Source organism: Streptomyces sp. NPDC041205 (assembly GCF_055591765.1).
Genome location: NZ_JBVIZH010000004.1, coordinates 244,833 through 257,523, shown reverse-complemented (window position 1 = coordinate 257,523; position 12,691 = coordinate 244,833). Strand labels below are relative to the sequence as shown.

At 71.8% G+C, this 12,691-nt stretch carries 9 protein-coding genes; 5 read left to right on the top strand and 4 right to left on the bottom strand.

All coding sequences use genetic code 11. The features are described 5' to 3' along the window. Window positions 1–130: 130 nt before the first annotated feature. From ACZ6BG_RS20930 to ACZ6BG_RS20920, 3 genes are all read left to right on the top strand, one after another. Window positions 131–709: a phosphoesterase gene (locus tag ACZ6BG_RS20930; protein WP_469003483.1), complete on the top strand. Its 579-nt coding sequence runs from the start codon at window positions 131–133 to the stop codon at window positions 707–709. Then, complete coding sequence (locus ACZ6BG_RS20925) at window positions 706–2,271, top strand: alkaline phosphatase D family protein (protein ID WP_469003481.1); 1,566 nt, start codon at window positions 706–708, stop codon at window positions 2,269–2,271. Before ACZ6BG_RS20930 ends, ACZ6BG_RS20925 begins: the two co-directional genes overlap by 4 nt. A gap of 737 nt (window positions 2,272–3,008) precedes the next feature. Next, complete coding sequence (locus tag ACZ6BG_RS20920; RefSeq protein WP_469003479.1) at window positions 3,009–5,579, top strand: PQQ-dependent sugar dehydrogenase; 2,571 nt, start codon at window positions 3,009–3,011, stop codon at window positions 5,577–5,579. 397 nt (window positions 5,580–5,976) lie between these two features. On the opposite strand, the gene ACZ6BG_RS20915 is transcribed toward ACZ6BG_RS20920, so the two are convergent. Beyond that, window positions 5,977–7,107 carry a sensor histidine kinase gene (locus ACZ6BG_RS20915; protein ID WP_469004121.1) on the bottom strand — a complete coding sequence of 377 codons (1,131 nt, stop codon included), beginning with the start codon at window positions 7,105–7,107 and terminating at the stop codon, window positions 5,977–5,979. Window positions 7,108–7,274: 167 nt separating this feature from the next. Next, on the bottom strand, window positions 7,275–7,949 hold the full coding sequence (locus ACZ6BG_RS20910; protein ID WP_469003477.1) for a response regulator: 675 nt from the start codon (window positions 7,947–7,949) through the stop codon (window positions 7,275–7,277). 246 nt (window positions 7,950–8,195) lie between these two features. Between ACZ6BG_RS20910 and ACZ6BG_RS20905 the strand changes: the two genes are divergently transcribed. Then, window positions 8,196–9,398 (top strand): DUF418 domain-containing protein, encoded by a 1,203-nt coding sequence (locus ACZ6BG_RS20905; protein ID WP_469003475.1) that lies wholly within the window; start codon window positions 8,196–8,198, stop codon window positions 9,396–9,398. 92 nt (window positions 9,399–9,490) lie between these two features. Here the strand turns inward: ACZ6BG_RS20905 and ACZ6BG_RS20900 are convergent, their stop codons facing one another. After that, window positions 9,491–11,002: an LVIVD repeat-containing protein gene (locus tag ACZ6BG_RS20900; RefSeq protein ID WP_469003473.1), complete on the bottom strand. Its 1,512-nt coding sequence runs from the start codon at window positions 11,000–11,002 to the stop codon at window positions 9,491–9,493. 175 nt (window positions 11,003–11,177) lie between these two features. Between ACZ6BG_RS20900 and ACZ6BG_RS20895 the strand changes: the two genes are divergently transcribed. Next, window positions 11,178–11,924 (top strand): DUF305 domain-containing protein, encoded by a 747-nt coding sequence (locus tag ACZ6BG_RS20895; protein WP_469003471.1) that lies wholly within the window; start codon window positions 11,178–11,180, stop codon window positions 11,922–11,924. 113 nt (window positions 11,925–12,037) lie between these two features. Here ACZ6BG_RS20895 and ACZ6BG_RS20890 read toward each other — a convergent pair whose 3' ends face one another. Further along, window positions 12,038–12,649, bottom strand: coding sequence for a DUF6214 family protein (locus tag ACZ6BG_RS20890; protein ID WP_469003469.1), 612 nt, complete (start codon window positions 12,647–12,649; stop codon window positions 12,038–12,040). Between the last annotated feature and the right edge of the window lie 42 nt (window positions 12,650–12,691).

Genomic DNA, 12,691 nt, shown 5'->3' with positions numbered 1-12,691 from the left:
CGTCACGGGAACGGAGGGGACCCCGGCTCCGGCGTCAGGCCGGTAACAGAATTCGCCGAAACGCTTCTCCTGGTTCATGCGGGGCTGGTGGGCTGACCGCGCTCAACTCACCGATCAACAGGAGGCGTGCGTGAATCTCGTCGTCAACGGCGACGCGGAGAGCGGGGCGGGCGGCACGGCCGACCCCGTCGCGACGGTCCGCGGCTGGAAGGTCGCCCAGGGAGCCCCCGCGCTCATCGCCTACAGCCTCGGCGGGGGCTACCCGACGCCCGCGGACCCCGGTCCGGCCCGGCGCGGCAGCCGCTTCTTCGCAGGCGGGAACAGCCCGCGGACCACGCTGGTCCAGGACATCCCCCTGCCCCGGAGCGGCCCCACGGGGCGGCGCGCCGTCGACGCGGGCAAGGTGCGGTACACCGTGACGGCGTGGCTCGGTGGCTACGCGACGCAGGAGGACGGCGCGCGCCTCTCCGTGGAGTTCCGCGACGCCAAGGGCACCCCGGTCGCCCTCAGCGTCCTCGGCCCCGTCGGCGCGGCCGACCGCGAAGGCCGCACGGGGCTGCTTGAGCGCACGGCCGAGGCGGCGGTGCCGCCCACGGCCCGCTCGGCGCGGGTCCTCCTCGTCTTCACCCGCAGCGGCGGCGGAACCTCCAACGACGGCTACGCGGACGCCCTTTCCCTCACCCTCGAGCCCGCCGGAGACCGCCGATGACCGTCAACCGCCGTGACCTGCTCAAGTCCGCCGCGGCCGCCGGCGCGCTCGGCCTCGCCTGGCCGCTCGCCTCCGGCCTGACCCCCGCGCAGGCGCGCGAGGCGGCCGAGAACCTGGGCGCCGAGTACGACCGCGCGCCCTTCACGCTCGGCGTGGCCTCCGGTGATCCGCAACCGCACTCGGTGGTGCTCTGGACCAGACTCGCGCCCGAACCCCTGGCTGCGGAGCAGAGACTGCCCGAGGTCGTCGAGGTCGACTGGGTCGTCGCCAAGGACCCGGGGCTGCGGCGCGTCGTCGCCCGCGGCACGGCGCCCGCGTCCGCGACGCTCGGCCACAGCGTGCACGTGCCGGTCGGCGGCCTCGCGCCCGGGCGCCACTACTGGTACGCGTTCAAGGCGCTCGGCAGGACCAGCCGCGTCGGGCGTACGAAGACGGCGCCGCGCGGCCGCGTCTCCAAGGTGACCTTCGCGGCCGCGAACTGTCAGGCGTTCCATGACGGCTTCTACGCGGCGCACCGCGGGATCGCCCGCGAGAAGATCGACTTCGTCGTCCACCTCGGCGACTACATCTACGAGCACGGCCAGGTCGGCGGCGTACCCGAGAAGCACGTGCGCGACCACGACGGCCCGGAGATCCTCACCCTCGCCGACTACCGCAAACGGCACGCTCTCTACAAGGGCGACACGTCGCTGCGCGAGGCGCACGCCGCTCACCCGTGGTTCCTGACCTGGGACGACCATGAAGTCGTGAACGACTACAGCGGCACCGGCGGCGGCGCGCCGTTCATGCGGCGGCGCGCGGCCGCGTACCAGGCGTGGTTCGAGCACATGCCGCACCGGGACTCCTTCGGCGGGTCGGCCCTGCCCGACCCGGAGATCCACCGCGTGCGCCGCTGGGGCGACCTGCTCGAACTCGCCGTCCTCGACCTGCGCTCGTACCGCTCGGCGCAGAACCTGCCCGACGGCACGATCCTCGGCGCCGAGCAGAAGGCGTGGCTGAAGAAGACCGTCGACCGCGCCCCCGACGCCTGGCACGTCTGGGCCAACTCGATCATGCTGAGCCAGCTCCGGGGGCGGCCCGGCGGCTCGTACATGTTCACCGACCAGTGGGACGGCTTCCTCGCCGAGCGCAAGGAGGTCCTCGGGCACGTGCACAAGAGCGGCCTTGAGGACCTGGTCGTCATCACCGGCGACTGGCACTCGGCGTTCGTCGACGACGTCCGCACCGACTTCGACCAGCCGGAATCCCCGCTGGTGGGCACGGAGTTCACCGCGCACTCGGTGACGTCCGGCGCGTACTCCGCGGAGTGGAACGCGGCCAACGGCCCCCTGATGGGCAAGGCCAACCCGCATCTGAAGTACTTCGAGGGCAACCGGTACGGCTACGACGTGTACGAGGTCACGCCGGAGCGCTTCAGCGCGCACATGCGTGTCATCGGCGACCGCCGCGACCCGCGCTCGCCCGTCAGCACGCTGACGACGTTCCACGTGGACCGGGGCAAGGCCGGTTCCTACGAGGACGAGGGCACGAAGAACTCGCCCGCGCAGTACCGCAGGGACTAGCGCGGCGGCACGTGAGCGCGGTCCGGCCCGTGTGCCGGGGCGCGCTCACCCGCCGTACCAGCCGTCGGACGGCGCGCCGTCCGAGGGGTCGAAGGACTGGTGCAGGCCGACGAGCGCGCTCACCAGGCGGGGGGTCCCAGCCCTCCTCCAGGACCTGGTACTCGTCGGCGATGCCGCGGAAGACGAGGTGGGCGCGGCCCGCCCCGTCACGCCAGATCACCCGGCGGGGCGGACCGAAGCCGCCGTCTCCCTCGCCGAGCAGGGTCGTGATCGTCACGACCAGGGCGACGGACCATCCGAGGGGCCACCACACCGCCCACCAGAAGAGACGTCCCTTGCGGCCCCGGACGGCGGGGCCCACGGTGGGCTCCAGGGTCCACTCGGTCCGGCGGAAGGGGCGGCGGCTCGGTTGCGGGCGGGGCGCGCACCGGCCCCTCGGGGCATTCATTCATGTGAATGACCATCACGACCGAAGCGGAGTGCGCCTAGAGTGCGGGTGTTTTTAGCCGCTATGCACCGTATAGATGGTCAGTCACATGACCGTGGCAGGGCCACGAGAGGGCTCGGGTGCGGGGTCCTACGCGATCAGTTGACAGGTACACATCCGAGGCTTAGCGTGCTCCCTCACCTGACAGGAAAGCTTCCTAACGGTTCAGATCCGACGCCAACTCCTTCTCGGCGTCCAGCACCTCGCCTCCTCCCCCCTCCCCCCAGCACCAGCTCCCCTGGAGGACACCGTGAGACGCACCAGCCCCCGGTCGTCCAGGGCGTTCGGCGCCCTGGTGGCCGTGGCCACCACCGCCGCGCTCTGTGTGGCCCTGCCCACCGCCCACTCCGCTCCCCTCCCCCGCGCCGCGACCTACGAGGCCGAGTCCGCCCAGGTCGTCAAGGGCAAGGTGGAGTCCAACCACGCCGGTCACACCGGCACCGGCTTCGTGAACTTCGACGTGGTGTCCGACGCGTACGTCGAGTTCACCGTCGAGGCGGAGCGGCCCGGCGCCACGAAGCTCGACTTCCGCTACGCCAACGGCTCGTCCGCCGACCGGCCGCTCGACGTCACGGTCAACGGCGCCCAGGCCGCCGACAACCTCGCCTTCCCCGGCACCGGCGCCTGGACCACCTGGAAGACGGCCACCGTCACCACGACGCTGACGTCGGGCCCGAACAAGATCCGCGCCACCACCTCGGGCGTGGACGGCCCCAACCTCGACAGCCTGACCGTCACCCCGCAGGGCCCGGCCGACACCGAGAAGCCGACGGCTCCCAAGGACCTGCGCAAGGACAAGGAGCCGACCACCACCTCCGTGTCCCTCGCCTGGGCCGCGGCCACCGACAACGTCAAGGTCACCGGCTACGACGTGTACCAGCACGGCCAGTTGATGAAGCAGGTCGACGGCGGCACCCTGGCCACCACGGTGACCGGCCTGACGCCCGAGACCAGCTACGACTGGACCGTCTTCGCACGCGACGCCGCCTCCAACGTCTCCGACGCCAGCAACGCCGTCACGATCGCCACTCTGCCTGCGCCCCCCGACGACGAGCCCCCGAGCATCCCGGAGGGGCTGCGCACGACGGGCAAGACGGCGACGAGCGTCGACCTGGCCTGGACGCCGTCCAGGGACAACATGAAGGTCACGGGATACGAGATCCACCGTGACGGCGCCGCCGCCGGCACCTCGGAGACCGCGTCGACGACCGTCGCGGGCCTCACGGCGAGCACGGCGTACACGTTCAAGGTGCGGGCCGTCGACGCCAAGGGCAACAAGTCGGCGTTCGGGCCGGAGATCAGCGTCACCACCGCTGGTTCCCAGCCGGGCGGCACCCCCGACCCGGGCGCCGTGAGGACGCTCGCGAGCGGCGTGGACGTCGCCTGGGGCGTGGCGTTCCTGCCGGACGGCTCCGGGATCTTCACCGAGCGGAACACCTTCAACGTGCACCGCCTGACCAAGTCCGGGCAGAAGACGCCGCTCGGCAAGGTGCCCGACTCCCAGACCACGGGCGGCGAGGGCGGCCTCATGGGCGTGGAGGTGTCCCCGAACTTCGCCACCGACCACTTCGTGTACTTCCTGCACACCTCGTCCGACGGCAACCGCATCGCCCGGATGACGCTGGAGAACAACACGCTCAGCGGCTACAAGGTGCTGCTCGACGGCATGGCCAAGAGCCGCTTCCACAACGGCGGGCGGCTGCGGTTCGGACCTGACGGCAAGCTGTACGCGGGCATGGGCGACGCCCAGAACGACTCCCGCGCGCAGGACAAGAACTCCCCCAACGGCAAGATCCTGCGCATCAACCCGGACGGCTCGATCCCCTCGGACAATCCGTACGGCAACGCCGTGTGGTCCATCGGCCACCGCAACCCGCAGGGCCTGGACTTCGACTCCAAGGGCCGCCTGTGGCAGGCCGAGTTCGGCGACGGCACCATGGACGAGGTCAACCTGATCCAGCGGGGCGGCAACTACGGCTGGCCGAACTGCGAGGGCACCAGCGGCAGTTGCTCCGGCTACATCGCACCGAAGAAGACCTGGCCGGTGGCGTCCGCCTCTCCCAGCGGCCTGACCATCGTCAACGACCACGTCTTCGTCGCCACGACCAAGGGTCAGCGCGTCTACCGGCTGCGCATCGACTCCAGCTCCAACCTGGTCGAGCAGAAGACGTACTTCCAGGGGACGTACGACCGGCTGCGCACCGTGGAGGTCGACCCGGACGGTGACATCTGGCTGACCACCTCCACGGACAAGGACGGCACGGCGGGCAACGACCGGATCCTGCTCATCGACGTCGTCTACTCCGGCGGACCCGACCCGCAGCCCGGGGACTTCAAGCTGTCCAGCACCGCCTTCGCCGACAACGCCACCATCCCCGACAAGTACACCTGCGCCGGGGACGGCACGGCGGGCCAGGACACCTCACCGCCGCTGGCCTGGGGCGCGGGGGACACCGGCGCCAGGGCCTACGCCGTGGTCTTCGCCGACGTCGCCAACAACGGCAACAAGCTCCACTGGGCCCTCTGGGACGTCCCCGCGGCCCGCCCCGCGCTCCCCGAGAAACTGGGGTCGGGCTTCGACGTCCCCGGCCTCGACGGCGCGAAGCAGAAGGCCATGGGCAGCGGCGCCAACTCCCGCCAGTACTTCGGCCCGTGCCCGGGCGGCTCCTCGCACCCGTACACGTTCACGCTCTACGCCCTCAACACCGCGAAGGTGCCGGGACTCACGTCCAGTTCCTCGATGTCCCAGATCGAGACGGCCATCAAGAACGCCAGCACAGCGTCCGTGAAGCTGCGTGGAAAGTCGGACGCGGGAACATGAACCAGCCAAAGGGCGGCCGGCCGGCCTTCGGGCGACCGACAGCGTGTGCAAGGACTGGAAGTCCAAGGCGGCCGATTCGGCTCTGCATGGCACAGGGCGATGAGCAGGCGACCGTCCGGAACACGGCCAACCGCGCCGCGGCCTTCCAGGAGAGGGGAATGCGGGTGCCGGTCGTCGACCTCGGCGCCGTCGACCACCGGAAGTCACGGCACCTCGGCTCGAACGTGCGGGCAACGGCGGAGGTGGTGCGCTGGTTCAGCACCCGCCGGCCGGGCAGCGACCGATGGCCCGTCCCCCCCCCTTCGCCCTTTCGCCGGATGCCTCGGCCGGGGTCCGTCATGGCGGCGGCTGCCCGTATGCCCGGTCTCAGCGGGCGACGGGTGCGGGCGTGGCGTACTCAGCCATCCGTGTTCGGGACGCCGAGCCTGACCCGGTAGCCGCCGTCCGGTGTGGGGCCCGCGTGGAAGGTGCCGTGCAGCAGGTCCGCCCGCTCGCGCAGGCCGATGAGTCCCTGCTGGGAGCCGGGCAGGGGCAGGGAGGGGCGCCCGGGCGGGCTGTTGGTGACCGTGACGCCGAACTCCGTGCCGTCGTCCCACAGGTGGACGCGGGCGCGGGCGCCCGGCGCGTGCTTGCGCACGTTGGTGAGCGCCTCCTGCACGGTGCGGTACAGGGTGCGCTGCGCGGGCGTCGCGATGTCCGGCGGCAGCGCGCCGGTCAGCTCCGCCTCGATGCCGCTGGAGCCGACCAGGGCCCGGAGGTCGGCGAGGGTGGGCTGCGGCGTGAGCTCGGTGGCGCGGCCGCCGGACGCGCGCAGCAGCGTGACCATGTGCCGGAGCTCGTCGAGGGTGTTGACGCTCAGGGAGCGGATCGTACGGGCCGCCTCCCTTGAGTCGGTGTCCTTGGCGGCTACCTGCCAGGCGCCCGCCCGCACCGCGATCAGCGACACCTGGTGCGAGACGACGTCGTGCATCTCGCGGGCCAGTTGCGCGCGCTCCCGGGCGAGCACGGCCTGCGCGTGCAGCGCCCGCTCGTGCTCGCGCACCTCGTCGATCTCGGCCAGGCGGCGGGAGAGGTCCCGGCGCGCCTGGGTGAGCTGGCCGAGCAGCACGGGGGCGGCCGCGGTCGTCAGCGTGTAGACGAAGTAGATCAGGGTCCCGGTCTGGTCGTCGGACGTCAGCGAACCCGGCGGCCAGGGGAAGGCGGACGCGGCGGCCGACAGGGTCGCGCACGCCGCGAGGAGCCTGCGGTCCCGCGTCCGGTCGGCCAGCGTGAACAGGGCTGCGAACGGCGGCACCGTCAGCTCGACCATCAGACTGGACGGCAGCGTCAGCAGGACGACGGCGAGCGGGAACCGGCGCCGGAGGACCAGCGCGGCGCAGGCCACCGCCGCCGCGGTCAGGGCCTCCGGGGTCTCGTCGTAGAAGTCGGTGCTGAAGGCCATGTCGATCACCGCGCAGACGACGATGACCAGGTCGATGAGGTACGGGGGGAGGCGGCGCGGCCACGGGGCCTTGAGTGCCGCGAGCATTTCGGCCCGGTCGGCCGACGGCCGTGACGTCCTGCGGTCCGCTGAGGGGAACGAGGCCCGGCGGCCCGCCGCGGAGCGCGACGCCTGCTCGTCGTCCGCCGCAGCCCCGTCCGCCGCCGTCGGCCCCGCCGTCGGGGTCGACACCCCCTCGTCGTCCGCCCGCTCGCTCACCGCGGGTCCTCCGCCCGGCCCTCCGCGTCCAGGAGCCCCGCGCGCTCGGCGAGCAGGGCCGCCTGGACGCGGCTGGTGACGCGGAGCTTGGTGAGGATGGCGCTCACATGGTCCTTGACGGTGCCCGCGCTGAGGTGGAGGCGGGTGCCGATGTCGGCGTTGGTCAGACCCTCGGCGATGAGGACGAGGACGGCGCGCTCGCGGTCCGTGAGGCGCTCCACGCGGGCCCGGTCGGCGCCGGACGTGCCGCCGCCGGGATCCGGGTAGGCGCGCATCATGGAGCGCGAGGCCTTGGGTGACATCACGACGCCGCCCGCGGCGAGGGTGCGCACCAGCTGGGCGAGCTGGTCGGGCTCGGTGTCCTTGAGCAGGAACCCGGCCGCCCCGGAGCGCAGCGCGGTCACGATGTACTCGTCGGTGTCGAAGGTGGTCAGCATCGCCACCACGGGTGCCTCGGGCAGTGCCCGCAGCTCCCGCAGGACGGTGAGGCCGTCGACGTCCGGCATGCGGATGTCGAGGAGCACGACGTCGGGGAGCTCGCGCCGCACGGTGTCCACGGCGTTGCCCCCGGCAGCGGTCGCGACGACACGCACGTCGTCGGCCGCGTTCAGGATGAGCTCGAACCCGGACCGCACCAGGGCCTCGTCGTCCACCACCACTACCCGGATCACGCTGTCCCGCCTCGCCGTCGTCGTCCCGCGGGCCGGGCGACCGGCCGTCCGCGAGGGGAGCGCCCTCGTGATCGTCCCCGGACGACTCTAGGCGGCGGCGTCGGCGGCGCGCGGGGGCAGTCCCGTACGGCAGCCACCCGGCGTGGGGGTTCCAGCCGTTCGGGGGGAGAGGCGGGCCAGGCGGCGGAGCGGTGCCGGACGACTGCCGGATATGGCGCGCGGTTCCCGCCGCCAAGGCTTGCGGGCATGACACAGAACGCAGTGGCACCGGCCGCGCCACCGGTGGCCGACGCGCGGTCGACCGGCCGTCTCATAGGCGTCGACCTCGCCCGTGGCCTCGCTGTCTTCGGCATGTACGCGGCCCATGTGGGTCCCGACCCCACGACGGCGGGCGGCGTGCGGGGGTTCGTGATGGAACTGGCGCACGGCCGGTCGTCCGCGCTCTTCGCGTTCCTCGCGGGCTTCTCCGTCGTCCTGATGACGGGGCGCCGGGCGCCGAAGACCGGCCGCGCGGGCCGCCAGGCCGTGGCGAAGGTCGCGCTCCGCGCCGTCGTGCTCCTCGCCCTCGGCACCGCACTCACCATGACCGGCACGCCGGTCGAGGTGATCCTCGCCTTCTACGGTCTGTACTTCCTGCTCGTCCTGCCGCTGTACCGGCTGTCGGCGCGGACGCTCGCCGAGATCGCCGTGGTGACGGCGCTCGTCCTCCCCCAGCTGCTGTTCTTCATCGCGCGAGCGGTGTACGAGGACGGCGCCCTCGGCGGTGGCGCCACCGGCCCCCTCGCCTGGCCGCGCACCGCGGACGGCCTGGTCTCGCTGCTCTTCACCGGCTCCTACCCGGCCCTGTCCTGGCTGCCGTTCGTCATCGCGGGCATGGCCGTGGCACGGCTCGACCTGGCGGACACCGCCGTCCGGATCCGCCTCGCCGCCACCGGCGTGGGCCTGGCCGTGCTCGGCTACGGCGGGTCCTGGTTGGCGCTGCACCACCTGCCCGGCGTCGCACGGGCCCTGCGCGACGCGGGCTTCCAGGCCGGCGGGACGGGCACGGCCTGGTGGTCCGACGTCGCGGGCTGGCCCGAGGAGGACACCTGGGGCTGGCTGTTCGTCGCCGCTCCGCACAGCGAGACGACCCTGTCGATCGTGGCGAACACCGGCGTGGCCGTCGCCGTGCTCGCCGCCTGTCTGCTCGCCGTCGACGCGCTGCCGCGCTTCCGGCGCCTGGCAGGTCCGGTGATCGCGGTCGGCAGCATGTCGCTGACCGCGTACGTCCTGCACATCGTCGCCATCCGCCTCCTCGGCGGGGACGAACTGCCGCAGTCGACGCTGGTGCTCCTCGGCTTCGTCGCGGGCGTCACCGTGTTGGCGGCGCTGTGGACGCGGTTCTTCCGGCGCGGCCCGCTGGAGGCGCTGCTCCAGCGCGTGACCAAGGTCGCGGAACGCGTTCCCTGAGGGGCCGCACGCCCCCGCCGTACGACATCGGTGGCACAGGGGAACCCGTCTCGGAACCTCCGGATCAAAGGTTCCGAGACGGGTTTTGGGTGTCAGTCGTCCCAGCCGAAGTACTCCGGCTGCGTCTGCACGTTCAGCTCATGCATCCGGACCCGCTCGGCGGGCTTGGTGCGCTTGTCGTTGAGCTTCAGTACGTCGAAGCCCTTGACCATGTCGTTCGAGTAGATGTGGCCGTTGTAGTAGTACGCCGACCAGGAGCCGCCGCCGACGAGTTGGTCGGCGGAGAGGGGGCCGCGCTCGAAGTAGGCGATCTCCTTGGGCTTGGTGGAGTCGGTGAAGTCCCAGACGGAGACGCCGCCCTGGTACCAGGCCTGGACCATGAGGTCCTTGCCCTTGACGGGGATCAGCGAGCCGTTGTGGGCCACGCAGTTCTCGGTGTCGGCCTGGTGGCGCGGGATCTTGAAGTAGCTCTTGAAGACGAGCTTGCGCTTGTCGCCCCAGCCCTTGATCTCGTAGATGCCGTCGGCGCCGCGGTTCGGACCGATCTCGGCGTTGCAGGTGGCGCCGCCGCCCCCGCCCAGCTCGTCGGTGAACACGACCTTGTCGGCACGCTGGTTGAAGGTCGCCGAGTGCCAGAACGCGAAGTTCACGTTGTCCTGGACGCGGTCGATCACCTTCGGGCGTTCGGGATCCTTGATGGAGAACAGGATGCCGTCCCCCATGCAGGCGCCCGCCGCCAGGTCCTTGGAGGGCAGGACCGTGATGTCGTGGCAGCCGGTGGTCTTGGAGACGCCCGGGTTGGTGGGCCCGCCCGGGTTGCCGCCGCCGTCCGGACCCTCGCCCGGGAACAGCACGGGGAAGCCGACGACCTCGGCCTTGTGCGGGGCCTTGCGCGGCACCTTGATGACGGAGATGCCGTCGTGCGGCGGCTGGCAGTCGGGGAACGACGCGCTCGGCGCGTACGAGGAGACGTACACGTAGACGTTGCGGCGCTCGGGGACCAGCGTGTGGGTGTGCGAGCCGCAGGCGGTCTCGACGGCGGCGACGTAGCGCGGGTTCCGCTTGTCGCTGATGTCGAAGACCTTCATGCCCTCCCAGGACGACTTCTCCGTGGCGGGCTGCGTCGTGCTGGAGCAGGAGCTGTCGCTGCGCGAGGAGTCCGTCGACAGGAACAGCAGGTCGCCGGAGACCGACACGTCGTTCTGCGATCCGGGACAGAGGACCTGCGCGACCGTCTTGGGCTTCTTCGGGTTGCTGATGTCGAAGATGCGGAAGCCGTCGTAGTTGCCCGCGAAGGCGTACTTGCCCTGGAAGGCGAGGTCCGAGTTCGTCCCGGGCAGCGCGTCCTTGGGGATGTTCGTCAGGTGCTCGATGTTGTCGGAGTGGACTATCTCGTCCGGCGCCGGAATCTTGCCGTCGGATATCGCCTTCCTGGTGTCGGCGGCGTCGCTCTTCGACACCTTCTTGGGGGCCTTGGGGGTGTCACCCGGGTCCGGGGTCGCCCCGGCGGGCGCCGCGGTCAGCAGCGCGGCCAGCAGCCCGGCCGCGGCCGCGACAACTCCCAGGCGTCTGCGGCGCGTTCTGGGTTCGTTCAACAGGGTCACTGCGTCCTCCCTTGTGCCCGTTCGGGGACGAACGGTTCACGGACACCCGCAGTATCGTGCTCCTCATGTACAAATCAACAGATGGCAACGCAGTCGTAATGAACATTTCTGATCACTGATGCTCATCGGCGTGCTAGGACGTACCCAACCGCCCCGCGTGTCACAGGAGGTCGCCGTGCCCCACCGCCGTACGTCCGCCGCCCGTACGTCCCCCGCGTACGCCGCGTCCGTCCAGCGCGCCTGCGTCGCGACCGGACTGCTCACGGCGGCCGTCCTCGTGCTCGGGGCCTGCGACTCCGGCTCGGACTCGGACTCCGGGAGCAAGGCCAAGTCCCCGTCCTCGACCGGCCCTTCGGTCATCGCGCCCGGCAAACCGGGCGAGACTGCGGCGACGCTCTCCGCCGAGGACGCCGCGAAGAAGAGAACCGACGACGACAGCCCGAACTCCGCCGACTTCGAGTACGTCGAGAAGATGATCCCGCACCACAGCCAGGCCCTGGAAATGACCCAACTCGTCCCGAAGCGGGCCAAGTCCACCAAGGTGAAGCGTCTCGCCGACCGCATCACCGCCGCCCAGAAGCCGGAAATCGGCGCGATGGAGCGGTGGTTGAAGGTCCACACCAAGAAGGGGAAGCCAGGGGCGAAGCCCTCGAAGCCCGGACACGGCGGTCATGACGGTCACGGCGACCACGCGGGCATGCCGGGCATGGCGACCCAGGCTCAGCTCAAGCAGTTGCGCGCGGCCAAGGGCGAGGCCTTCGACCAGTTGTTCCTGAAGCTGATGATCACCCATCACACCGGCGCGGTGACGATGGCCACCGACGCGCTCTCCCAGGGCAACAATCTTCTCGTCGAGGAGATGGCCAACGATGTCGTGGCGCAGCAGACGAGTGAGATCAACCGGATGCGCGGGATGGGCTGATGGGGCACGCCGGGGTGAGGTGGCGGCCTGACCGGCCGGGAGGTTGAGGCGGGCTGCGCGCAGGGGCGCGCGACCGGAGACCCGAGGCCGCCGACGCCCCCGGACACGGGTGCCTAACGGCGGTGGTGGCGCGACATCAGGAGCCCCGCGTCCCGCGCCCCCGCGATCAGGCGCAGCGACTTGCGGCGGCTGCGCCCCGTCGCGCGCATCACGGCGAGCACGGGGTCCTCGCCGTCGGCCAGCGCCCCGCGATAGGCCTCCGCCGCCGCGTTCCGCACCGCGCCGCCACGGCGCGCGGACGGGCGGCCCCGGCGCGTGCCCGGCGGCTCCTGGGCGGGGCCGCCGCCGTTCCGGCAGGGCGTGTCGACGTTTCCGTGCCGGTCGGCCAGGCCGCGGAAGGCGTCGTTGAGGGGGCCCTCGATCCGTGCGGCGAGCGCCGCGAGGTCGTCCAGGGGAAGCGGAGGGCGGGCGCGCATCTCCTCGATGGCGATCCGGCCGTCCGAGACGACCGCGAGGACGTCGGCGCCGCGGGGCGCGTCGGGGCAACACCGGCCCTCGGCGCCGCCGTCGGCGCCGCCATGTCCGGTTCCGCCACCGGCGCCGTCGCCGCCGAAGGCGAGATGCACGTGGAAGAGCGACGGCGGGGCGTCATCCCGCAGCGCCGCATCCCCCGCGCCTGCGACCAGATCGGCGCTCGCCGCGCCGAAGTCGCCACCCCGGCCCATGGATGGGACGAACTCGCCTCCCGGGCCCACGGGCGGGGTGAA

Bases quoted from the DNA above. Each gene is read 5' to 3' on its own strand.
- ACZ6BG_RS20925 (WP_469003481.1), top strand. From the start codon at position 706: ATGACCGTCAACCGCCGTGACCTGCTCAAGTCCGCCGCGGCCGCCGGC.
- ACZ6BG_RS20915 (WP_469004121.1), bottom strand. From the start codon at position 7,107: ATGCTCGCGGCACTCAAGGCCCCGTGGCCGCGCCGCCTCCCCCCGTAC.
- ACZ6BG_RS20905 (WP_469003475.1), top strand. From the start codon at position 8,196: ATGACACAGAACGCAGTGGCACCGGCCGCGCCACCGGTGGCCGACGCG.
- ACZ6BG_RS20890 (WP_469003469.1), bottom strand. From the start codon at position 12,649: ATGGGCCGGGGTGGCGACTTCGGCGCGGCGAGCGCCGATCTGGTCGCA.